We start from the raw sequence: 23,657 nt of genomic DNA, 5'->3' as shown, positions 1-23,657 counted from the left end.
TAACATTCAAATTTGCACGATTTTAATTATAAAATTCAAAAGCAATTTTAAAAACCTACAGCAGTGTCATCTCCACGATAATCAGCGCCGCCTTCGAGGCTTTTATTTGGTAATACTAAAATGCAGTCGAGTTTTCCAATTACCGGAGTTGTTTTCTCATTAATCAAGTATCCTTTGGCCTTTAATTTATCAATCGTGGTGGTATCAAAAGCATTTGGTTCAAAAGTGATTAGATCGGGTAACCATTGATGATGAAAACGCGGAGCATTCACAGCTTCCTGCATGCTTAAATTGTATTCGTAAACATTTAAAATTGCCTGTAAAACCGATGTTATAATTGTAGAACCGCCTGGCGAACCTACAACCATAAACAATTTCCCGTCTTTCTCTACAATGGTTGGTGTCATAGAACTCAACATTCTTTTTTGAGGGGCAATACTATTAGCTTCGTTTCCTACCAATCCAAACATATTTGGAGAACCTGGTTTTGCGCTGAAATCGTCCATTTCGTTGTTTAAGAAAAAGCCCAGTTCATCGCAATAATATTTAGAACCAAAAGCATCATTGATTGTAGTGGTTGCGGCAACGGCATTGCCAAATTTGTCTACTATAGAATAATGAGTTGTTTCGGTGCTTTCGTTGTACGTGATATTTCCTTCTTTTATTTCTGAGGAAAGACTGGCTTTGTTTTCATTAAAACTGGACATTCTTTCTTTTAAATAATTATCAGATAAAAGACCATTTATCGGAATTTTTACAAAATCAGGATCGCCTAAAAACTGACTTCTGTCTACGTAAGCTCTTCTTTCGGCTTCAACAATTAACTGAATTGATTTTTCATTGTTATGTCCCATTTTTGATAAATCATATGGTGCAAGCATTTTCATAATCTGAGCCAAACAAATACCGCCACTGCTTGGAGGCGACATAGACGTTATTTTTAAATCTTTATAAGTAAACTGAAGTGGTTTTCTCCATTTTGCTTCGTAGCTTGCTAAATCTTTTAGTGTTATAATTCCACCTTTTCCCTGAAGATATTCGACTAAAATGCGAGCTGTTTCTCCTTTGTAAAATTCACCTCGACCATTTTTTAAAATGCGTTTTAAAGTTTGGGCAAGCGCTGGATATTTGATGGTATCATTTTCTTTGAATTTTCCGGCCATAAGTGTGTTTGGACCATTTACGGCTACAATAGCATCATGATAAGATTCCAGTTGTTTTTGTTGCTTCTGCGTTACAATTACGCCTCGTTCTGCAAGTGCAATAACAGGTTTTAGAATTTCTGACATTCGCATTGAACCTAGCTTTTTATGCACTGCAAAAACACCAGCAACAGTTCCGGGAATGCCTATTGCCAGAGCTGTTTCGGTGCTTTTTCCTTTAATTACATTTCCATCTTTGTCGAGAAACATATCTTTTGTAGCGGCAAGAGGTGCTTTTTCGCGATAGTCCAGACTTCCAACTTCGCCATTTGCTCTTCGGTAAACCATGAAACCACCTCCGCCAAGATTTCCCGCATAAGGATAGGCTACAGCCAAAGCCAATTCGGTGGCAACCATAGCATCAAAAGCATTACCGCCTTTTTTCATGATTTCTACACCAATTTTTGACGCTTCTTCTCGTGCGGAAACGACCATTGCTTTTGAAGTTACTAAACCTGTTGGCTTGGTTCCTTCCTGAGCAAAACCGGCGATAGAAAGGAATGTGAATAAAAGTGTAATTTTTTTCATATCAGAAAATATGTTTTATATCTGGTGATTTATAGCGACAGTAATTTTTGTTTGGATTGTTCTTGGATTTCTTCAAAAAAACTGGTGAATTCAGTTTCAAATTCATTGTAGAATTCTTTTAGTTCTTCGCTGGCAAACTGCATTTTTGAAGTATTTTTCGATCTTCTGTCCATCTGCGTCAGTATGTTATGAATTCCTTCAACTGTCCTATAACTCAAAAGCCAGTTTCTTTCAATCATATAAGGCATCAAACCTTGTGTTTTTTCGGTCAGTATAGAATAGTTGTTATGGAGTGAATTATAGAATCGGCTAACGAAATCTTCTAATTTTTCATCTGAATATTGTGACCAGTTTTTGGCTAAAAAATGATCATAAAAAATATCTACAATCACACCGGCATAATGATGGTATTTTTCGTGAAGGCGTTTTGTGCTTTGTCTGAAAGTATCATGCGAATCGGTGTAAGTATCAATGAAGCGATGCAACAGAATTCCTTTTTGAACTTCGGAAGGAAAATGTTCAAATTGTTTTCCGCGAATTCCATCGGCCATAAAATTTCCGATTTTTATGAGATCATTTTCACCTGAAAGATATATATGGGCTAGGAAATTCATTTTTTTAAGGTGCTAAGTTGCTAAGACACTAAGATACTAAGTTTTTTATATAGCTGTTGTAATACTTAACTATAAAGGCGCTAAAAAGCGACTAAGGATCTTTAGTTACTATGTTATTTTAGTAAAAGTATGAAAAGATTTTTACATCATTTTAGGGAAGACTTCATTGCTTCAAAATTTAATATTTAAATCTTAGTAGCTTAATGTATTAGCATCTTTAGAAAAAAAACATTAGTAGCTTAGTGTCTTAGTAGCTTAGCATCTTTATAAGAAACCTTACTGTCTTAACAGCTTAGCAACTTTTTTAAAAATTCTTACCAGCTTAGTATCTAAGAAGCTTAGTAACTTTTCTATATTTGTAACAAATAACGATAACTAATAAAAATGACTTTAATAAAATCAATTTCAGGTATACGTGGTACGATAGGAGGAAAAGTTGGAGATAATTTAACTCCTGTTGATGCAGTAAAATTTGCATCGGCATACGGTACTTTTTTAAAAAATAATATTTCAAAAGACAAATTGACTGTCGTAATTGGCCGTGATGCACGTATTTCGGGACCAATGATTCACAATCTTGTTGTGAACACATTAATTGGTTTAGGAATTAATGTAATCGATCTTGGACTTTCTACAACGCCAACTGTCGAAGTTGCGGTTCCTCTTGAAAAAGCCGATGGTGGAATTATTTTAACAGCATCTCACAACCCAAAACAATGGAATGCTTTAAAATTATTGAATGAAAAAGGAGAATTTTTAAGCGGAGCTGACGGTGCAAGAATTTTGGAAATTGCTGAAGCGGAAGCTTTCGATTTCTCGGATGTTGATAATTTAGGCGAAATCACTTTGAATGATGCCTATATGGATATTCATATTGATGAAGTTTTAAACTTGCCTTTAGTTGATATTGAAGCGGTAAAAGCAGCCAAATTTAAAGTGGTTGTAGATGGAGTAAATTCATCTGGCGGAATTATTATTCCAAAGCTTTTAGAGCAAATGGGAGTTGAAGTGGTAAAATTATATTGTGAGCCAAACGGTCATTTCCCGCATAATCCGGAGCCATTAAAAGAGCATTTGACTGATATATCTGAATTGGTTGTAAAAGAAGGTGCACACTTAGGAGTTGTAGTTGATCCTGACGTTGATCGTCTGGCTTTTATTTCTGAAGACGGAGAAATGTTTGGAGAAGAGTATACACTTGTTGCCTGCGCTGATTATGTGCTAAGCAAAACGCCTGGAAATACCGTTTCTAACATGTCTTCGTCACGTGCTTTGCGCGATGTTACTTCAGCACATAACGGAAGTTATGAAGCAAGTGCAGTTGGTGAGGTAAACGTTGTTGAATTAATGAAAAAAAATAATGCTGTTATTGGTGGAGAAGGAAATGGCGGAATCATTTATCCTGAATTGCATTATGGTAGAGATAGCTTGGTTGGAGTTGCATTGTTTCTGACTCATTTGGCGAATAAAAAAATGTCAGTTTCGGCTTTAAGAGCTTCTTATCCGGAATATTTCATGAGTAAAAATAAAATCGAATTAACTCCTCAAATCGATGTTGATGCGATTTTAGCAGCGATGACTGATAAATATAAAAATGAAGATATTTCTACTATTGATGGAGTAAAAATTGATTTTGCTACAGAATGGGTTCATTTAAGAAAATCAAATACAGAACCAATTATTCGTATTTATACTGAAGCGCCTTCACAAGATGCAGCAGATAAATTAGCTTTAAGAATCATTGATGAAATTAAAGTAATCGCAGGAATTTAATTTTTGCGTTTTAAGATTTAAAAAGCCTCTTTTGAAATTTCGAAAGAGGCTTTTTTGTATTTAAAAATTAGTTCTTTATTATTTTAATTGATTTTTTTATCGCGCCATAAGATACATTGACAATGTAAACTCCGGACGCCAGTTTTTCTCCAATTTTAATATCCTGATTTGTGAAATAATCTGTGGAAGAATAACAGATAGTTCCCTTCATATCGATTATTTGTATTGTAAAAGGTTCTGTTGTAGCTGATTTTACATGAAGAATAGATTGATGTTTAACCGGATTTGGATAAAGGGTTAAATTATCTTTTTCAAATTCTGACTCATCAATGCCAAGTGTTGCTTTTGTAACATCAATAAAATTAAAATTCATATCATTTGATTTAAATTTAATTTTAAGATAAACTTCTCCAATTGGTAAGTTGACTCCGTTTACAATTTTATTCGTATAAGTTTGAAAATCGCCTGTTGCCGGAAACGTTTCATCTGTTTTTACAAGAACGTCATTTACAAGAATATCAAATTTGCCTTCATTGATAGAGGCCATTCTAAAAGTCAGATTATAGGTTCCCGCATCAGTAACATTTAGCATAAATTCATTCCAGTCACCTTCATCGATTGAACCAACATTTTGGGTTATATTAGAATCTGATGTGCTTTGCAAAGTAGTTCCTTTTCGTCTGTAATGTCTATTCGCAAGAATTCGGCCGGGAACATTTATTTTTTTTGCAGTATAAGGTACATTGATGTATTCTTTTCCGATGGGTCTTAAAACACCGCTTTCTTTGTCTAATAATGGATTTTCAGCCATATCTTTCCAACTCGGGTTAACCCTTCCTGAATACCATGAATAACGAAAAATATCAGGGTCATTTTCGTATGAAGTCAGAATTTCTTTCATGAAAGCGATTTTTTCTTCAGCACTCTGAATTACGCGGTTCGAAAATTCAGTAATCCACAAAGGGCGATTGAACTTTTTGAGAAGCCCGGTAACGCCTATTACAGAACCTGCTGTTGCATCATAAGTATGGAAAGCAATGAAATCAACCTTACAGGTAGGACATAATTTAAAAAAATCAGTATGCCAGGCCACAGGATCTGAATAACCGCCATAGCTGTCCGGACCATTGTATGCAGGAGAAGCACTTATTATTTCAAGGTTTTTTGCAGTTGCTATTTTTTCAATATTTACCCAGGCATTTACAGCATCTTGCGGTGTTAATCTTGAGCCGTCATTAAAATTGGGTTCGTTAAAAGCAATCAGGTATTTTGCTCCTGGTTTAATTTTGTTGATAAAGGCGTCAACATCTGCATCATTAACTTTTCCCCAAGCCATCGGAACAAATTCAACTCCGAGTGATTCATAATCTGAATTTAAATCTGCATCGGGTTCTGGCGACCAATTATACCACCAAGAAAGGCCGGGTTTTAAGGCTAACATATCTGCTTTTGAATGATATCCGTAGGCAATTCCTCTTTTGGGACTTTGAGCAGCAATAGTTAAAAAGGTAAATAACACTAAAATAGTAGAAAGTAATTTTTTGATCATGCTTAATGATTTTTCGTTTTTTGCGATAATTAAGGAATATCAAAATTAAATTGTTTCCTCTTTTTATTGTGCTAAAAAAATCATTACAAAAACACATCAAATTTATTTATCTGTTGATTATAAGTGATTTAAGTTGTTTTTGATAAAAAAGTCCGAAAAACAATTAGCAGTTTTTCGGACTTTTTTTTATTTTTTGTTTTCAGTATCAACACGATGTTTCCATCTTTTATGTGTCCAAAGATAATATTCTGGCGCTTCGAGGATTTGTTTTTCAACTTCCTTCAAATAGAGTTCGGTAATTTTGAAGTTTTCATACTCTTTTGGATCGTCTGCAATTGGAACAATCGTTGCTTCATAATAACCTCTTCCAATTTTTTTGACTTTAATAAAAATTACGCTTAAATCGTATTTTTTCGCCAGCATTTCAGCGCCGGTATGAACAGGAACTTCAATTCCCATAAATTTCATCGAATGAAAAATACGATCCAGTTTTGGCGATTGATCACTTGCTAGACCATATAAACTCAATATGCCGTCACGCTGATTTTGTGCCATCATAGGGATTGCCTTTTTGGTTTCAACCAAAGTAGCATCGTATTTTGATCTGATTTTTCGAATGAGCTTGTCAAAATACGGATTGGCAATTTTTTTATAAACCCCAACACCATTAAAAATCATTCTTTTGTTCAATGTCAAAAGCCATTCCCAACTTGCATAATGTGATGCAACCAAAATGACACTTTTGCCTTTTTTCTCATATTCGTGAAAAAGATCCATATTAGTAATAGTGAATCTTCTTTCCATTTCTTCAGGAGAGATGGTCATCGTTTTAATCATCTCCAGAAACATATCGCACATGTGCTGATAAAATTTCTTTTCAATTTCTTTTCTTTCAGAAACGCTTAAATGTGGTAAAGTAAGTGCAAGATTCTCACGAACTACTTTTTTTCTGTAACCAATAACATGGTATACAAGAAAATAAACGCAATCTGAAAACCAGTAAAATATTCTAAATGGAAGTATAGATATAAGCCAAAGGAAAGGGTAGGCTAAAATATAGACAAGAAATTGCATGTAAAATTTTTTTACAAATATAAAGTAAAAATGGATAACCAACGATATTTTGGCTTCTTGCTAACTTATGTTTAAGAATGACTATCTTTACATTTCACAATAAATATTATATATGAATACCATTTTAATTGGGATTATAGTTGCCAACGTTTTGATAAGTTATAAAGGTTTTAATGATTACGCATTTTTTAGAAAGTATGAATTCCACATTGGAAGTATTCGTTCCGGAGAGCAGCTAAGAATGGTGTCATCCGGATTTTTGCATGTTGACATAATGCATTTGGTTTTCAATATGTTTACGCTTTGGTTCTTTGCTCCGGTTGTAATAGAATGGTTAGGAAATTTTTCCTTTGTTATGATTTATTTTGGAAGTTTGATTTTTGGAAGTTTACTTACATTATTATTTCATAAAAACGATTATAGCTACCGTGCAGTTGGTGCGTCTGGAGCCGTAACCGGTGTTTTGTATTCGGCAATTTTATTTGAACCGGACATGATGCTGGGGATTTTTGGCATTATTCCAATTCCGGCTTATCTTTTCGGAATTCTTTATTTATTGTATTCAATTTACGGAATGAAGGCTAAAAATGATAATATTGGTCACACAGCACATTTTGGTGGCGCAATTGGCGGATACTTAATTACTTTGATAAAAGCTCCATCATTAATTACCGATCATAGTTTAATGGTAATCCTATTGGCAATCCCGATTATAATACTTTTTGTTATGGCAAAATTTGGCAAATTGTAAGCTTGGCACAACTTTTGGAATGAGCTAATCAAATAATTTAAATATAACAAAAATGAAAAAATTAGTATTATTTTTAACAATCATGTTTATGACTATGTCTTACGGCCAGGAAACAAAACAAATCCCTTTAATCAATGTTAATGGGGAAGGAAAAGTAAAAGTAGCGCCTGATCAGGTTTGTATTTCAGCAACTGTTGAAACAAAAGGGAATAATGCTAAAGACGTCAAAAAGCAAAACGACGAAAAAATGGATGCTGTTTTAAAGTTCATCAAGAAAATGAACATTCCGACGGCAGATTTCAAAACTAAGCAAGTTGCTCTTAATCCGCAATACGATTATGAGAAAAAGAAAACAAGTTACAACGCTACTCAAACTGTTGAAATTGTAGTGAAAGATTTGTCTAAATATGACGAATTGATGGAAGGCTTGGTTCAGCAAGGTATTAATCGTATCGACAGAGTATCTTTCGAATCTTCTAAAGAAGCGCAATTGCAAGCTGAAGCTAGAAAATTAGCTATGAAAGATGCTAAAGCAAAAGCGGAAGATTACGTGTCAGTTTTAGGTCAGAAAATCGGAAAAGCTTTTACTATTTCTGATAATTCACAAGTTTATCGCCCGCAGCCAGTTTATGCAGCGATGAGAATGAAAGAAGCTGATTCGGCTGGTGCATCTAATGAGACACTGGCAATCGGAGAAATCGAAATTACTGCAAATGTTAGCGTAAGTTTTATTCTGGACTAAATTTTTAAATCAGATATACTTAAATCCAAATTCCAATTTCATTATTGGGGTTTGGATTTTTTTTTTGCGCTGTGCTGATTTCTTCTTTATATGTAAAATCACAATTTTATTGAGCATTTTTCTCAATTCAAATTTTAGAATTAATAAAATCCAAACCCCAATTTAAATGGAGTTTGGATTTTTTTTTAGGAGAAATTTAGATAAGTAAATCGCATTATTTAGGATAATAGAATTCATTAAAAACTAAGCTAAATGCTAATTTGAAGTTAAAAGTTTAAAAAAAATCTTACGGAGCGAGAAAAAAAAGGTTTTTGCTAACTAGTTTGTTTTTAGGAAACTAAAACCTTTTAGTTACTTCAGTTAACATTTTTTTTGCAAAAAAAGCGAATAAAGTTTTTAAGTTAAAATTTTTAACATACTTTTGTTCTATCAAATTAGTAGAGTTTAAAACATGCAAAGTGTATAAAATATTAGGTCGGCAGAAAGCTTTTTTTGAATAAAAATCAGTATTTGTGTTTTAAGTATTGTAAATCGATATCATAGTAAAAATCCTTCAGACCTCTTTTATACCAAAATTAAAATAAGATTGACCTGTATTTGCGGTTGAAATCTTGTAATCCTCTCAACTAGTATTAAATAAAAAAAAATAGAAATGAAAAAACGAATGTGTTGCAAATAAGAAACCATCTCTGCAGGAACAGAAATGGTGAAGCTTAAAGAAATTGTAGATCTCTTGAAGGAAAGCAAAAATCAATAAAATATGTTTTCTGCTCGCCTTATTATTAAACTAAAACAAAGTAATGAAAAAAAAATTAGAAAGATATACATGGTTATGTATTTTGTTGATTTCCATTACGGTTAAAGCTCAGGAAGCCAAACCGTTGATTCAGTCCAAACTCGAAGGAACAGTAATAGATGCCGTAACTAAGGAGCCTGTTATTGGAGCTTCAATAAACATAAAAGGTACTACGCACGGTGTTGTAACAGATATAGATGGAAAATTCTTTTTCCAAACAGGTCAAAAATTCCCTTATACATTATTAGTAAGTTCTTTGGGATATAAAAAGTTAGAGACAACTGTTAACGCAAATTCGGTTGTAATTTCCCTTACTGAAGAACAAAATGTGTTGTCAGAAGTTGTAGTTACTGCACTTGGTATTACAAAAGAAAAGAAATCTTTAGGATATACTACTCAGTCGCTTAAAGGGAAAGATTTGGTAAATACAAAAGAAACGAATTTCTTAAATAGTCTTACCGGTAAACTGGCGGGAGTTCGTATTACCAATTCACAAGGAGATATGGGATCTTCACGTATTATTATTCGTGGAGAAACTTCGATCGCAGGAAATAACCAGCCACTTTTTGTTGTGGACGGAATTCCGGTAGATAACTCTCAGTTGAATTCTGGTGGTGCAACTCGTGATTTTAGAAATGCAATTTCCGATTTAAATCCGCAGGATATCGAAACATTGACGGTATTGAAAGGACCAAATGCAGCAGCTCTTTATGGATCGCGTGCGGCACATGGTGTTGTTCTTGTAACTACAAAATCAGGAAAAGGTCAGAAAGGTTTGGGAGTAAGCGTGAGTACTGGAATTACAGTGGCTCAGGTGACAACTTTGCCTACTTTTCAAAATTCATTTGGTCAGGGATCCAACGGAAAATTCAGTTATGTTGATGGTAAAGGTGGCGGTATAAATGATGGTGTTGATGAAAGTTGGGGACCAAAACTGGATGGACGTCTTATTCCACAATTTTATTCTAATGGAGAAGCTGTACCTTTTGTAGCAAATCCGGATAATGTGAAGGACTTTTTTAATACTGGTCTTACATATGATAACAGTATTTCGGTTGCCAAATCAGATGAAAAATCAGATTTCCGTTTAGGAGTAAACAATCAAAAACAATTAGGAACTGTGCCTAATAGTGAAATCAATAAAACAAATTTTACTGTTAATGCCAATTACGAATTGTCTAAAAGTATTAAAGTTGGTGTAACTGGAAATTACATTGTTACAGATGCTCCAGCACTTCCGGGTGGTCCATCTGGTGGACGTGCGGCGGGTGTAATGTTGCAGTTTCTTTGGTTTGGTCGTCAGGTAAATATTAATGACTTGAACAATGACTGGACAAGAAACTGGAATAACAGCTACTATAGTAATCCGTATTGGAATGCTTATTACAACACAACCAGCCAAAAGCGTAATCGTTTGATTGGGGATATTCATTTGGACGCAAAACTTGCTGAGGGACTTAATTTTAGATTCCGTACAGGAGTTGACTATTATAACGATCGTAGAAAATATACGATTAAGTATGGCACAAACGGAACACCTTTTGGGTCTTATGCTGAAGACGCATACACGGTAGAAGAAAGAAATACGGAAGGTATTTTTACTTATACTAAAAAATTAAATGATGATTTTAGCTTAGATGCTTTAACGGGATTCAACGTTCGTAATCACAGCGATGCAAACAATTATCAAAAAGCGCCACGTTTGGCTGTACCTGATTTGTATACATTGACAAATTCACGCGATCCGTTGACATCTTCGAATACGTTATCAAGATTGAGAGTGTATAGTGCTTATGCATCGGCGCAATTGGGTTATAAAAACTATGCTTTCTTAAACCTTACAGCACGTAACGATTGGTCGTCAACATTACCAAGCAGTAACCGTTCTTATTTTTACCCTTCGGTGAATGGTAGCGTTGTTTTGACAGATGCTTTGAATATAAAAAGCAATACACTTGATTTCTTAAAATTACGTGGAGGTTGGTCTGAAGTTGGTAACGATGCAGATCCGTACCAATTGTCTACGGTTTACAATTTTCAAACGGCGTTCGACGGAAATCCAATTCAAACTTCGTCACAGAAAAAATTGAATGAAAACCTGAAGCCTGAAACTACACGTTCTACAGAACTTGGTGTAGAAGCTTCTTTCTGGAAAAATAGATTGCATTTTGATGTTGCTTATTACGATACAGATAGTTTTGACCAAATTTTGGAAATCAAAACAACGGCTTCAAGTGGATATAATTCACAATTAATTAATGCCGGAAAAATAAACAATCATGGTGTTGAAATTCAGCTTGACGGAACTCCTATTCAAACGGAAGATTTCAAATGGAATATTGGTGTAAACTATTCTAAGAATACAAGTAAAGTAGAAATTCTTGATTACGATAAAAAGATTCAAAACTACACAATAGGTTCTTCAGGAGGTGTTGATGTATTAGCATCTGTAGGACAAGCTTATGGTGCTCTTTATGGAACAGCTTATGAGCGTGATGCGAACGGAAATATTGTTGTAGGTGCTAATGGACTTCCAAAAGCGGATCCAACGAAAAAAGTTTTAGGACATTATACGCCTGATTATTTAGCAGGAGCTACAAATACTTTTACGTATAAAAATCTTGAACTTTCTGTTCTTGTGGATGCCAGTGTAGGTGGAGAACTTTTTTCAGGAACAAACAGAACCGGAAATTATACAGGTGTACTAGCGCAAACACTTCCTGGACGTGATGCAGCCAATGGCGGATTAAGTTATTATTACCCGGGTAACGTTACTACAAATCCGAAAACTTTAGTGAACGGAGGAGTAGCTCCAAGTGGAGCGGTGGTTTATGATGATGGAATGATTTTTAGTGGTGTATTGGCAGATGGAACTCCTAACAATAAGCTAATTAGTGCACAAGAATACTATAAGTCATCTTACAATATCAGTGAAGCTTATATTTATAGCTCAACTTATGTAAAACTTAGAGAGGTAAGACTTACTTATAATTTTGATAAAAAACTGGTTAAGAAACTGGGACTTCAGGGAGCAAGTGTTACCGCTGCGGGTCGTAATCTTTTCTTTATTTACAAAGAAGTACCGAATATCGATCCTGAAACAGCTTTCAATACAGGAAATGCACAAGGATTAGAGAGTTTGGCGTTGCCAACGACTAGAAATTTCAGTCTTAATTTTAATTTTAAATTCTAAAAACTCAGAATCATGTTAAAAAAACTATCATATATAACACTCTTCGCACTGACACTGGGTTCTTGCAGCGATACACTGGATGATATTAATGCAAATCCAAATGCAACTGAAACTCCTTTGGCTCCATACTTGTTGACAGGAACATTAAAACAAGGCGCCGATTTATATTGGGGAGACGTTAATAACTTTAACTCGTCATTATTATTTGTTCAGCATTGGGCAAAAATACAATATACGGAACCGGACAGATATGATGTATCCAACACGTCTTTCACAACGTTATGGAATACAGGTTATGCAACTCTTATTACAGATTTAAATACCATTATTAATTTTCCTGAAGCGCAAGCAAATTCAAATTATAAAGGAATTGCATTGACGTTACGTTCATGGACTTTTTTATTGTTGACTGATGCTTACGGAAGTATTCCTTATAAAGAAGCAGGTCAAAAAGTAACGCCGGCCTATAATACTCAAAAAGAGGTTTATACAGGATTGCTTGAAGATTTGAAACAAGCACAATCTTTACTTAATACTTCTGGTGGTAGTGTAACAGGTGATTTGGCTTATAAAGGAGATGTTTCAAAATGGAAAAAACTGGTAAATTCCCTTCGTTTGCGTATCGCATTAAGAATTTCGGACAAAGAACCAGCTTTAGCGAAACAAGCCGTAATTGATGCAACAACAGATGCAGGAGGATTAATTAGCAGTAATGCTGAAACATTTAAGTTCACTTACACGAGTTCGCCTCAGCAAAACCCTGCTTCAGCATGGTTTGAAACACGTGATGATTTCCGTATTTCTAAAACAATGGTGGATCAACTAAATGAGTTTTCTGATCCTCGCTTGCCAGTTTATGCGCAACTTCCATCAGATGCAACTGTTGGTAAATATGTTGGAGGTGCAAACGGATTATCAAATAGCGATGCGAATAGTCAGGGTTTTGCCAAAACATCAAAACCGGGAACTTATTTCCTTACTTCGTCTTCACCGGCTGTAATTTTCTCTTATTCGGAGGTGTTGTTTAATCTTTCTGAAGCTGTAGCTCGAGGCTATATTTCGGGTGATGCAGAACAGCTTTATAAAAATGCAATTACGGCATCATTTATTCAATTTGGTATTACTGATGCGACTGTTATTTCTAATTATCTTAATCAGACAAGTGTGAAATATGATGCGACAAATTATGCCAAATCGATAGGGACACAAAAATGGATTGCATTTTACGGACAAGGACTTGATGCTTTTACAGAGTGGAGAAGATTGGATTATCCTGTATTAAAAGCAGGACCAAATACGGTTTTGGACGGAAAATTACCTTCACGTTTCTTTTATCCTGGTACAGAACAATCGTTGAATGGCGACAGTTATCAGGCTGCAATTGCAATTCAAGGTAAAGATCTTCTTACTACAAAATTGTGGTTTGATGCAAAATAAACAGTATTGAATGCTTTGATAAAGCAATATAAAAAAAGCCTGAAAATTTAATTTTTCAGGCTTTTTGATTTTAAAATTGTGCTGAAAACGGAGATTTGCAACTTGGTTTTGCGACTTTGCAATCCGATTGCATAAATTATTTCATACATTTGTATTTGTAATGAAATGGATATCAACAATATTATTAGTATACATTATGGCGCTTCTTGCAGTGCCATGCAGTGATGTTTATAATAATTGTACAGATAACACCAAACTTCAGGAAACCAGCCACAGTCATAGTCAGGACGATGATGATCATTGTACACCTTTTTGCCAGTGTGCCTGCTGTAGTGTTTCCGTTATAAAAGTCCAGTTCAAATTACCGGATTTTAATCTTCCAAAAAACAATTATACCGTTAAAAATACGGTAATAAGAGACTGCCAGGTTATTTCCAGATACTCCGGAAATATATGGGAGCCGCCTAAATTTTTCGCTTAATTTTCTTTTGAATTGTGTTGCAATTCGGTTAGTGATTTTTCTTTTTTAAGAATCACTACAGCATGCTGTAAAATATTTTTTGCACTATGCTTACTGTTCGCGCACAATCTGATTTCACACCAATCTTTTGGTGAAACAGACTATTTTCTAAGCGTAAAATAAATCACATTGTGTTAGATAATATAATTAAATTCAGTATAAAAAACAAAATCGTTATTGGTATAATGACTTTGCTTTTAATAATTTGGGGCGTATGGAGCGCCACTAAATTACCCATTGATGCCGTACCTGACATCACTAATAATCAGGTTCAGATATTTACAAGTTGTCCGACACTTGCCGGTCAGGAAGTAGAGCAGCTTGTAACTTTTCCTATTGAACAAAGTATAGCAAACGTTCCAAAAATTCAGGAAATCAGAAGTATTTCCAGATTTGGTCTTTCCGTTATAACAGTCGTTTTTGATGAAGGAACCGATATCTATTTTGCCAGACAACTTATCAATGAAAGACTAAAAGAAGCTCAGGACCAAATTCCGCAAGGTGCCGGAACACCAAAAATGGCTCCTGTAACAACTGGACTTGGAGAAGTGTATCAGTATATTATTCATCCTAAAAAAGGAAGTAAAAACAAATACAATGCAAAAGATCTTCGTACAATGCAGGACTGGATTGTTGCCAGACAATTGTATGGAACTCCCGGAATTGCTGAGGTAAATAGTTTTGGAGGTGAATTAAAACAATATGAAGTTGCTGTTAATCCGGACAGATTGAAAGCAATGGGAGTGAGTATTCCGGATATTTTTACGGCACTTCAGAAAAACAATCAAAACACTGGTGGAGCTTATATTGATAAAAAACCGAATGCCTATTTTATCAGAGGAATTGGACTTGTTACATCATTGGATGATGTAAAGAAAATTGTGGTAAAAAATACCGGAGCGGCACCAATCTATGTTAGCGATGTAGCAGAAGTCAGATTTGGTAAAGCGGTACGATACGGAGCCTTGACTTACAATGGAGAAGTAGATGCCGTTGGTGGCGTAGTTTTAATGTTAAAAGGTGAGAACAGTAATGAAGTCGTAAAACGCATCAAAGAAAAATTACCAACGATCCAGAAATCATTACCTGATGATGTTACTATTGAACCTTTTCTGGACCGTACCGATTTGGTTGGAAGAGCAATCAGTACGGTTGAAAAAAACCTTGTAGAAGGCGCTTTGATTGTGATTTTCGTACTGGTAGTATTTTTAGGAAATCTGAGAGCGGGATTAATTGTTGCTTCTGCTATTCCATTAGCAATGCTTTTTGCTTTGGGAATGATGAATGTTTTTGGTGTAAGTGCCAATTTAATGTCTCTTGGAGCTATCGATTTTGGACTTATTGTCGATGGTGCAGTAATAGTTGTAGAAGCAACATTACATCATTTGGGCATGAGGAAAGTAATGCGGAATCTCACTCAGGAAGAAATGGATGAAGAAGTTTTTCAGTCGGCTTCTAAAATTCGAACTAGTGCGGCATTTGGAGAAATAATAATTTTGATTGTTTATATTCCGATTCTTACTCTAGTTGGTGTTGAAGGAAAAATGTTCCGTCCAATGGCGCAGACTGTTGGGTTTGCCATTTTTGGAGCTTTAATATTATCACTGACTTATATTCCGATGATGTGTGCTTTATTCTTGTCCAAGAAACCCAATCATAAAGAAAATTTCAGTGATAAAATGATGCAGAAACTGCAGAATATTTATCAGCCATTACTTCAAAAAGTTATAAATATTAAATACGCTGTTGTTGGTTTTACAAGTTTTTTATTTGTGATTGCTGTTTTCTGTTTTAGCAGAATGGGAGGTGAATTTATTCCGCAACTTCAGGAAGGAGATTATGCATTTCACTGTATTCTTCCGCAAGGAAGTTCTTTAAATCAAAGTATCGAAACTTCGATGCAGGCCTCTCGAATTATTAAACAATTTGATGAGGTAAAAATGGTGGTTGGAAAAACCGGGGCTGCAGAAGTTCCTACAGATCCAATGCCTCCGGAAGCAACAGATTTAATGGTTGTCCTGAAACCGCAAAAGGAATGGAAATCAGGCAGAGATTATAACGAACTGGCAGATGCGATTTCAGAAAAACTGGAACTTATTCCGGGTGTTTTCTTCGAAAAAAATCAACCCATTCAAATGCGATTCAACGAACTGATGACAGGTATTCGACAGGATGTTGCGGTAAAGATTTTTGGCGAAAATATTGATACGCTTGCTGTTTATGCGAAAGAAGTCAGTAAAGTTATTCAGAGTGTCGAAGGTGCTACTTCTCCACAAATTGAACGCGTAAGCGGCTTGCCACAAATCAATATCGAATACGACAGAACCCGAATTGCTAATTATGGACTGACGATTCAGGATGTAAATGATGTTGTAAGTACTGCCTTTGCAGGAAAAAGTACCGGACAGGTTTATGAAAATGAAAGACGTTTTGATCTTGTTGTTCGTCTGGACAGTATTCACAGAAGTGGAATTGACGATGTAAGTAATCTAATGATTCCGACAAATACAGGAAATCAAATTCCGCTTTCACAGGTTGCCAGCATCAATTATAAATTGGGACCGGCGCAGATAAGCAGAGAAGCAGGAAAACGTAGAATTGTGGTAGGTTTTAATGTCGCAGATCGTGATGTTCAAAGTGTTGTGGAGGATATTCAAAAGAAATTATCAGAAAAAGTAAAATTGCCGTCAGGATATTATTTTACATATGGAGGTCAGTTTGAGAATCTTCAGGAAGCCAGTGCACGCTTAATGATCGCGGTTCCGGTTTCGCTTCTTTTGATTTTCGCATTGTTGTATATGACATTCCGTTCTTTCAAACAGGCCATTTTGATTTTTACTGCCATTCCGATGAGTGCTATTGGAGGTATTTTTGCTTTAATGCTTCGTGGAATGCCGTTTAGTATCAGCGCCGGAATCGGATTTATTGCTTTGTTTGGAGTTGCGGTATTGAATGGTATTGTCTTGATCGGAACTTTCAACCAACTTGAAAAAGAAGGCATAAAAGATATTTTTGAAAGAGTAAAAGAAGGAACAATTACCAGATTACGCCCTGTATTGATGACAGCGACAGTGGCTTCATTAGGATTTTTACCAATGGCAATCAGCAGCAGCGCGGGAGCAGAAGTTCAGAAACCTTTAGCAACTGTTGTAATCGGCGGATTGCTAACGGCTACATTTCTTACCTTATTTGTACTGCCTTTGCTCTATATTATTTTTAATTCAAAATTCAATTTTAAAGGAAAATTTAAAATGAGAAACTCAACAGTTGTCTTACTGATTTGTTTGGCGGGTTTAGGATCTGCAAATGCGCAGCAAAGAATTTCAATGGATAAAGCGGTAGAAACTGCCTTAAAGAACAATCAGCAGTTAGGAGTTAATGAAGCTGAAATACGATCTGCCGGACTGAATGTGAAAACGGCTGTTGATATACCAAAAACAGGAATATTTGCAGAAAACGAAGATCTTCGACCATCGGATAATACAGGAATATTAAAAATAGGTATTTCACAAGCTGTTGCGTGGCCAGGTCTTTATGCAGCGAGAAAAGATTATTTTAATGAGCAGCTAAAATATGCGGAGTTAAATACTGGCGTTTTAAATGCAACAATCAAAAGAGATGTCCGCACGGCGTATTATAAACTTTGGTATTTGCAGGACAAACAGTTGTTGTACAAACGTTTGGATAGTATTTACACCTTGCTTTTCAAAACCGCTGAGGTTCGTTTAAAAGCAGGCGATGTAGCAGCAATTGATAGAATTGCTGCCGATGCAAGACTTCAGGAACTGAAAGCTTTTTCAGATCAGAATAAAAAGGAAATGACCGTTCAGCAACAGCAGTTGATGATGCTTTTAAATCAGAACGAATGGCTGCTTCCTGTAGAATCGCCGTTAGGAAAGGCAGATGTAGTTTTAACTGAAAATAATGGCATTCATCCGCTTTTAGTACTTCAGGAACAAAATGTGAAAATAGCCGAATCTAATGTTTCTGTCCAAAGAAATAGTAATATGCCGGAATTTTCGGGAAGGGTTTTCAGTCAGCGATTATGGGGCGCAAATGACCCTTATACAGGTTTTTCTGCCACAGCTTCTTTCCCTTTATTTGGCGCAGGTTATGCGCGTAATAAGGTAAAAGCAGCTTCCGCGGAGAAAGAAGTGGAGGAAAAAAATCTGGTTTATCAGACGCAACAATTACAGACTCAAAAAGCTTCAGCTATTGCTGAGATTGAAAAGAACCTTTCACTGCTTAATTATTATGAAACAACCGGATTAAAACAAGCAGAAGAAATTATAAAAGCTGCAACATTAAGTTATAAATCAGGAGAAATCAGTTTTGCCGAATTGGGACAGTTTCTTAGTCAGGCGGTTGGAATTCGCCAGAACTATCTCGATGTTCTAAATCAGTACAATCAATCTGCTGTTCAGTTTAATTACTTTAACAATAAATAACAATATCAGGATTTCTGTCTAAAGAAAATAGGTGGATTTCATTTGATAATTTTAAAAATAAAAGCATATATGAAAGTCAAAACTAAAATACTAATTGCTGTAGTCGCTGTTTTCTCATTGATTAGTTGTGGACAAAAAAATAAAGAGAATGAAGGTGTTGTCGAAACCGAACAAGCGGATGCAACAAAAGAAGAGCATGAAGATGAAGCTACAATTGCAACGCTGACACAGGATCAAATGAAATCTGTGGGAATAACACTTGGTACTATTGAAAATAAAAACCTTACAGCTTCGATTAAAGCAAATGGAGCTTTAAGAGTGCCTAATAACAACAAAGCCAATGCAACCTCATTGTATGGCGGAGTAATTAAATCGCTTAAAGTTCAGCTAGGTGATCATGTTCAAAAGGGACAGGTTATTGCCACAATCGAGAATCCGCAATTTGTACAACTTCAGGAGGAATATCTGACTATTGGGAGCAAAATTATATTGGCCGATCAGGAATTAAATCGTCAGCGCGAACTTCAGGAAGGAAACGCCGGGGCTTTAAAAAATCTGCAAAGTGCAACGGCCGAGGTAAATTCGCTCCGCGCGCGCAAGGCATCTTTACAAAAGCAAATTCAGATGATGGGAATTAATCCGGCAGGAATAAAAACTTCTTCTTTAAAATCGGCATTGACAGTTACAAGTCCGGTAAGTGGTACAGTAAGCAGTGAATTTGCTAAAATTGGAAGTTATGTTGATGTCTCATCTCCAGTCGTAGAAATTGTAGATAACAGTCTTATTCATTTGGATCTTCAGATTTTTGAGAAAGATCTTCCGATGGTAAAAATCGGGCAACTAGTGAATTTTACTTTAACGAACAATCCAACAACGTCTTATACAGCGAAGGTTTTTAATATTGGTTCTTCTTTTGAGAATGAAAGCAAAACTGTTGCAGTTCATTGCACTGTGACCGGAAATAAAACCGGTTTGATTGATGGAATGAACATTACAGCAATGATTGCTATTGGCAATGCTTTAACAGCAGCTGTACCAAATGATGCAATTGCCGAGGCGGAAGGAAAGTATTATATTTTCGCTCAAACCGATAAAAAAGCGGAGGAAAAACACGAACATGAAACTGGCGAGAATCATTCTGAAACTGAGGGAAAAAAGGTTGCAGCTAGCAGTATGAATTTTGAAAAAATAGAGGTTTCAAAAGGGGTTTCTGAATTGGGTTACACTGCTATAACGCCAGTTAAAGAAATACCGCAAGGAACTAAAATTGTGATAAAAGGAACCTTTTTTGTAAATGCCAAACTAAGCAATTCAGGAGAACACGAACATTAACTGTAAAGAGATTTTAAAACAGCATCAGAAAAAAATGTCTTTTTAAGATTTCATTTTCTGATGCTGTTTTATAAAGAAAAATGGATATGAAAAAATCAACTGAAGAAGTATTTGCGACCAAAAACATTCGTTTGACTACCATGCGTATTTTAATTTATGAGTATATGGAAGTTGCAACAGTGGCGCTATCACTTTTAGAAATAGAGAAGTATTTTCATAAGGCTGATAAAGTGACTATTTACAGAACAATTCAAACATTTCTAGAACGTGGCCTTGTTCATAAAATACTAGACGAAAATGTCGCAAAATATAAGCTCTGCGGTGATGTATGTAGTGAAGACAATCATAAAGACCGTCACCTGCATTTTTATTGTAAAAAATGTAAAGAAACAACCTGTCGGGACGAAGTCATTTTGCCGGAAAATATGGAATCGCAATTACAGATTGATGAAATTCAAATATTGGCGAAAGGGATATGTGAAAAGTGCTTAAATTCGGAATAAAGAAAAACTATCTTTTTTAAAGGGTTTCTTTTTTGATCTAGATTTCTTATTTTTAGTATTTTAAATCATTAAAATAAATAAATTATGATTTTAGGTGCTAAGCGTTTGTTTTATTTATTGCTGCTAATAGTTTTATTAATAAAGCCTCACACTGCAGAAGCTCAACTATTAGGTTCGGCTAAAACTACAACAGAAGAACCTGAAAAAACACCGGAAGATTCCCTTGGAAGAAGAACTCCGCAAGGAACCGTTAACGGATTTATCAAGGCAATAAGCGACCAAAATTATTTGCGTGCCAGTCAGTATTTTGTGTTGAGCAAACGTTCGTATCGCAAAACTGCTGAAAGAATAAGAATTGTAAAAGCTTTTCAGCAATTGCTGGATCAGGGCGGTAATTTCTCACCGTCTTCTATCATAAGTAGCAAAGAAATCGGTCGCACCGATGATGATCTCGCCACAGGCGTTGATTTGGTCGGAAGTATATCAACCAGTAAAACAGCGATTCAACTTTATGTAGAAAATCAGTCAGATGACAGTCAGCCTGCGTTATGGCTTTTTTCTGCTGAAACCGTTGAAGCCATTGCTTCAGCAGATGTTACTGGAGAAAAAACCTTTTTAGATCGTGTACTTCCTCCTGTTTTAATAGAAAAAAAATTAGGAAATGTTCCAATTGGTCATTGGGCAGTAGTAGTCATAATGACGGTAATATCGTATTTACTAGCACGATTATTACTCTTTTTGCTGGTTTATATTGTTCAAAAACTATGGAAAAAAGCAGATAGTGAAAACGGTGCTGCCGTTGTAGAGGCGTTGGTTTTACCCGTTCAAATGTATCTTACTGTACTTCTATTTGTTGGATTAACACAACGAATGGGGATTTCTATTGTGGTGCGCCAGCGTTTTAGTATCATTATAATAACCATCGGAATTTTAGCATTTTTGATTCTGCTTTGGAGAATGACCGATTTTGTAACCATGTTTGTACGAAGCAAAATGATAAAAAACGGTCGTGTTTCTGCTGTATCGGCTATATTATTTTTAAGCAGAACTACTAAGGTTGCTATCGTTTTTATAGGTGTAATTGCTATCCTGGGAATTGTTGGAGTAGATGTTACTGCCGGACTTGCTGCATTGGGTATTGGAGGTATCGCGTTGGCTTTGGGAGCACAAAAAACAATAGAAAACTTTGTTGGAAGTGTGAGTCTTATTGCCGATCAGCCTTTAAGAGTTGGTGATTATTGTCGTGTAGATGATATCAAAGGAACTGTAGAAACAATCGGAATGCGTTCTACCACGCTTCGTACTGCTGCCCGTACCATTGTAACTATTCCAAACGGACAGTTATCGGCCAGCAAAATCGAAAATTACGCGCACCGTGACCGATTCATTTTTAATCCGATATTTACTTTTAGGATGGAAACCACTCCTGATCAGATGCGTTACTTGCTGGTAGAACTCAAATCCTTATTGTTTGCACATCCCGCGGTACTGAATACGCCACCTATTGTACGTTTTACAGGCATTACTGCCGATGCTTTAAAAGTTGAAATTACGGCTTATATAGAAGCAATAAATTTTGATACATCACAAGAGGTTCAGGAAGATTTACTACTACGAATGATGGATATTATAGAAAATAGCGGAACATCATTAGCGTATCCTTCGCAAACACTTTATATGACGCGGGATATTCTTCCGTCAAGCGAAAAATCGGCTGAGATTTCTGAAACGGTTAAAAAATGGAAAGATAACAACGAATTACAACTACCGAAGTTTGATCCAAAACGTGTTGAAGAATTAAAAGACACTATCAAATATCCGGATGACGGAAGTTTTAAACCGGAAGAAGAGTAAACAACAAACTGTAAAAATGGTAAATTAAGTATGAACAGATTAAAAAACGCACTTTTACTTTTAATAATTTCAACAACTGCTTTTTCTCAGCAAATTTTGGTAAAATATGTTGGCAGCAATGACGAGCATATTAATTTTTCCTCTTTTTCAAGAGAAAATTTAATGAACCGAACAGTTCTCAGCAAAAGCAATAACGTTTTTAAAACAGATAATACTGCAACAATTTTCTGTGATGATATGAATCGAAGCACTATGATTTTTGCTTCGCCAGATGAAACTATAGATTTTGTTGTAAATGAAAAAGGCTTGATAAACTATTCCTGCAAAACAAACCGTTACCGTAAATCTGAATCGGACTTTTTAAATGAATCTTTTACGAAATATGGGAAAACTGAAAATATTTCAGATTATAATGAACTTAAACTAATTAGAAAATCAGTTAATAAAGAAAAAGAATTCGATAGAGAATATATCAAAGAGAAAGAATTGCTTGAAACTTATTTTAAAGAAGATAAAATTTCAAAGGAGTTTTATGATTATTGCAGTTCAATGTACTGGTCTTTGATAAAGTATAATGAATTAGAAAAAAGTCCAAAAGATGAAGCCGTTTTTTTATCTATAAAAAACAGCTTTGATGACGTTGATAAATTACTTGATGTCGAAAGTTACAGACAATTACTATATTACTACGTAGATCAATCATTAAAAAAGGCAAACTCTCCACTTGATTTGTCTACGAGAATGCAATTTGTTGCAAATCATTTTACAAATCAAAAAATCATTGATTATTTATTGTACTACAATATTTACTATGCAATAAATACGCCCAGAACAAAGAATAAAGTGAGCAATGAGATTATCGAATTGTTTAGAAAAAACTGTAAAAACCAGGAATATCTAGAGATCATTAATCAGGATTTACAGCCCAAAACAACCCCAATTGTTTTGCAAAATATAGTTAAGAATTATAAAAACCAACTTATTTTAATCGATTTCTGGGCTTCATGGTGCATGCCGTGCCGCGAAGAATTTCCCAGTCAGAAAAAACTAATGGAAAAATATCCTAACGTAGCTTTTGTTTTTATATCAATTGACAAAAGTAGTACTGCATGGAAAAAAGCAATGAGCGAATATGGAACAATGCTCCACAAAGACAATAGTTTTTTACTTGTAAAATCGGATAAAGATCAATTATTAGATAAAATTAAATTAGCTACTATTCCGCGTTACGTGCTATTTGGCAAGGATGGTGCTATTATTAATATTGATGCGCCAAGACCTTCAAGTGTTGAAATTGAAAAGTTGATTGAAAGTTATTTGTGATTCACTAAAAAAAGTGCC

The 23,657-nt window shown here is 35.2% G+C and carries 15 protein-coding genes; 11 read left to right on the top strand and 4 right to left on the bottom strand.

Annotated features, from left to right (window positions below):
* Positions 1 to 47: 47 nt before the first annotated feature.
* Complete coding sequence (gene ggt / locus BD847_RS11495) at positions 48 to 1,730, bottom strand: gamma-glutamyltransferase (protein WP_115888428.1); 1,683 nt, start codon at positions 1,728 to 1,730, stop codon at positions 48 to 50.
* A gap of 29 nt (positions 1,731 to 1,759) precedes the next feature.
* Positions 1,760 to 2,344 (bottom strand): acyl carrier protein phosphodiesterase, encoded by a 585-nt coding sequence (locus tag BD847_RS11490; RefSeq protein WP_115888427.1) that lies wholly within the window; start codon positions 2,342 to 2,344, stop codon positions 1,760 to 1,762.
* A gap of 384 nt (positions 2,345 to 2,728) precedes the next feature.
* Between BD847_RS11490 and glmM the strand changes: the two genes are divergently transcribed.
* Entirely contained in the window at positions 2,729 to 4,117 is a 1,389-nt protein-coding gene (gene glmM, locus BD847_RS11485) for a phosphoglucosamine mutase (RefSeq protein ID WP_115888426.1), read from the top strand.
* 67 nt (positions 4,118 to 4,184) lie between these two features.
* Here glmM and BD847_RS11480 read toward each other — a convergent pair whose 3' ends face one another.
* Both BD847_RS11480 and BD847_RS11475 read right to left on the bottom strand, forming a co-directional pair.
* On the bottom strand, positions 4,185 to 5,666 hold the full coding sequence (locus BD847_RS11480; protein WP_115888425.1) for a glycosyl hydrolase: 1,482 nt from the start codon (positions 5,664 to 5,666) through the stop codon (positions 4,185 to 4,187).
* Positions 5,667 to 5,852: 186 nt separating this feature from the next.
* Complete coding sequence (locus BD847_RS11475; RefSeq protein WP_115888424.1) at positions 5,853 to 6,740, bottom strand: lysophospholipid acyltransferase family protein; 888 nt, start codon at positions 6,738 to 6,740, stop codon at positions 5,853 to 5,855.
* Between the two features lie 112 nt (positions 6,741 to 6,852).
* On the opposite strand from BD847_RS11475, the gene BD847_RS11470 reads away from it, so the two are divergent.
* The 10 genes from BD847_RS11470 (at position 6,853) to BD847_RS11425 (ending at position 23,639) form a co-directional block, all read left to right on the top strand.
* Positions 6,853 to 7,491 carry a rhomboid family intramembrane serine protease gene (locus tag BD847_RS11470; protein WP_115888423.1) on the top strand — a complete coding sequence of 213 codons (639 nt, stop codon included), beginning with the start codon at positions 6,853 to 6,855 and terminating at the stop codon, positions 7,489 to 7,491.
* A 52-nt stretch (positions 7,492 to 7,543) separates the two neighbouring features.
* Positions 7,544 to 8,233, top strand: a complete 690-nt coding sequence (locus tag BD847_RS11465) for an SIMPL domain-containing protein (protein WP_115888422.1) — start codon at positions 7,544 to 7,546, stop codon at positions 8,231 to 8,233.
* A gap of 800 nt (positions 8,234 to 9,033) precedes the next feature.
* Positions 9,034 to 12,222 carry a SusC/RagA family TonB-linked outer membrane protein gene (locus BD847_RS11460; protein WP_115888421.1) on the top strand — a complete coding sequence of 1,063 codons (3,189 nt, stop codon included), beginning with the start codon at positions 9,034 to 9,036 and terminating at the stop codon, positions 12,220 to 12,222.
* Positions 12,223 to 12,234: 12 nt separating this feature from the next.
* Entirely contained in the window at positions 12,235 to 13,659 is a 1,425-nt protein-coding gene (locus BD847_RS11455; RefSeq protein WP_115888420.1) for a SusD/RagB family nutrient-binding outer membrane lipoprotein, read from the top strand.
* A 160-nt stretch (positions 13,660 to 13,819) separates the two neighbouring features.
* The gene (locus BD847_RS11450; protein WP_115888419.1) at positions 13,820 to 14,140 is read left to right on the top strand and encodes a DUF6660 family protein; all 321 of its coding nucleotides are present in this window, start codon (positions 13,820 to 13,822) and stop codon (positions 14,138 to 14,140) included.
* Between the two features lie 170 nt (positions 14,141 to 14,310).
* Positions 14,311 to 18,627 (top strand): CusA/CzcA family heavy metal efflux RND transporter, encoded by a 4,317-nt coding sequence (locus BD847_RS11445; RefSeq protein WP_115888418.1) that lies wholly within the window; start codon positions 14,311 to 14,313, stop codon positions 18,625 to 18,627.
* Between the two features lie 69 nt (positions 18,628 to 18,696).
* Positions 18,697 to 19,959: an efflux RND transporter periplasmic adaptor subunit gene (locus BD847_RS11440; protein WP_115888417.1), complete on the top strand. Its 1,263-nt coding sequence runs from the start codon at positions 18,697 to 18,699 to the stop codon at positions 19,957 to 19,959.
* A gap of 86 nt (positions 19,960 to 20,045) precedes the next feature.
* A complete protein-coding gene (locus BD847_RS11435) occupies positions 20,046 to 20,462 on the top strand; it encodes a Fur family transcriptional regulator (RefSeq protein WP_115889003.1) in 417 nt (138 codons plus the stop codon).
* 84 nt (positions 20,463 to 20,546) lie between these two features.
* The gene (locus BD847_RS11430; RefSeq protein ID WP_115888416.1) at positions 20,547 to 22,316 is read left to right on the top strand and encodes a mechanosensitive ion channel family protein; all 1,770 of its coding nucleotides are present in this window, start codon (positions 20,547 to 20,549) and stop codon (positions 22,314 to 22,316) included.
* Between the two features lie 30 nt (positions 22,317 to 22,346).
* The gene (locus tag BD847_RS11425; protein WP_115888415.1) at positions 22,347 to 23,639 is read left to right on the top strand and encodes a TlpA family protein disulfide reductase; all 1,293 of its coding nucleotides are present in this window, start codon (positions 22,347 to 22,349) and stop codon (positions 23,637 to 23,639) included.
* Positions 23,640 to 23,657 lie beyond the last annotated feature (18 nt).

Origin of the sequence: Flavobacterium cutihirudinis (assembly GCF_003385895.1) — a bacterium.
Lineage (GTDB): Bacteria > Bacteroidota > Bacteroidia > Flavobacteriales > Flavobacteriaceae > Flavobacterium > Flavobacterium cutihirudinis.
The sequence above is the reverse complement of the archived record's forward strand: the minus strand, read 5'-3'. Positions and strand labels throughout refer to the sequence as shown.

Coding starts and splice junctions, on each gene's coding strand:
- ggt (WP_115888428.1), bottom strand. CDS start 1,730: ATGAAAAAAATTACACTTTTATTCACATTCCTTTCTATCGCCGGTTTT.
- BD847_RS11490 (WP_115888427.1), bottom strand. CDS start 2,344: ATGAATTTCCTAGCCCATATATATCTTTCAGGTGAAAATGATCTCATA.
- glmM (WP_115888426.1), top strand. CDS start 2,729: ATGACTTTAATAAAATCAATTTCAGGTATACGTGGTACGATAGGAGGA.
- BD847_RS11480 (WP_115888425.1), bottom strand. CDS start 5,666: ATGATCAAAAAATTACTTTCTACTATTTTAGTGTTATTTACCTTTTTA.
- BD847_RS11475 (WP_115888424.1), bottom strand. CDS start 6,740: ATGCAATTTCTTGTCTATATTTTAGCCTACCCTTTCCTTTGGCTTATA.
- BD847_RS11470 (WP_115888423.1), top strand. CDS start 6,853: ATGAATACCATTTTAATTGGGATTATAGTTGCCAACGTTTTGATAAGT.
- BD847_RS11465 (WP_115888422.1), top strand. CDS start 7,544: ATGAAAAAATTAGTATTATTTTTAACAATCATGTTTATGACTATGTCT.
- BD847_RS11460 (WP_115888421.1), top strand. CDS start 9,034: ATGAAAAAAAAATTAGAAAGATATACATGGTTATGTATTTTGTTGATT.
- BD847_RS11455 (WP_115888420.1), top strand. CDS start 12,235: ATGTTAAAAAAACTATCATATATAACACTCTTCGCACTGACACTGGGT.
- BD847_RS11450 (WP_115888419.1), top strand. CDS start 13,820: ATGAAATGGATATCAACAATATTATTAGTATACATTATGGCGCTTCTT.
- BD847_RS11440 (WP_115888417.1), top strand. CDS start 18,697: ATGAAAGTCAAAACTAAAATACTAATTGCTGTAGTCGCTGTTTTCTCA.
- BD847_RS11435 (WP_115889003.1), top strand. CDS start 20,046: ATGAAAAAATCAACTGAAGAAGTATTTGCGACCAAAAACATTCGTTTG.
- BD847_RS11430 (WP_115888416.1), top strand. CDS start 20,547: ATGATTTTAGGTGCTAAGCGTTTGTTTTATTTATTGCTGCTAATAGTT.
- BD847_RS11425 (WP_115888415.1), top strand. CDS start 22,347: ATGAACAGATTAAAAAACGCACTTTTACTTTTAATAATTTCAACAACT.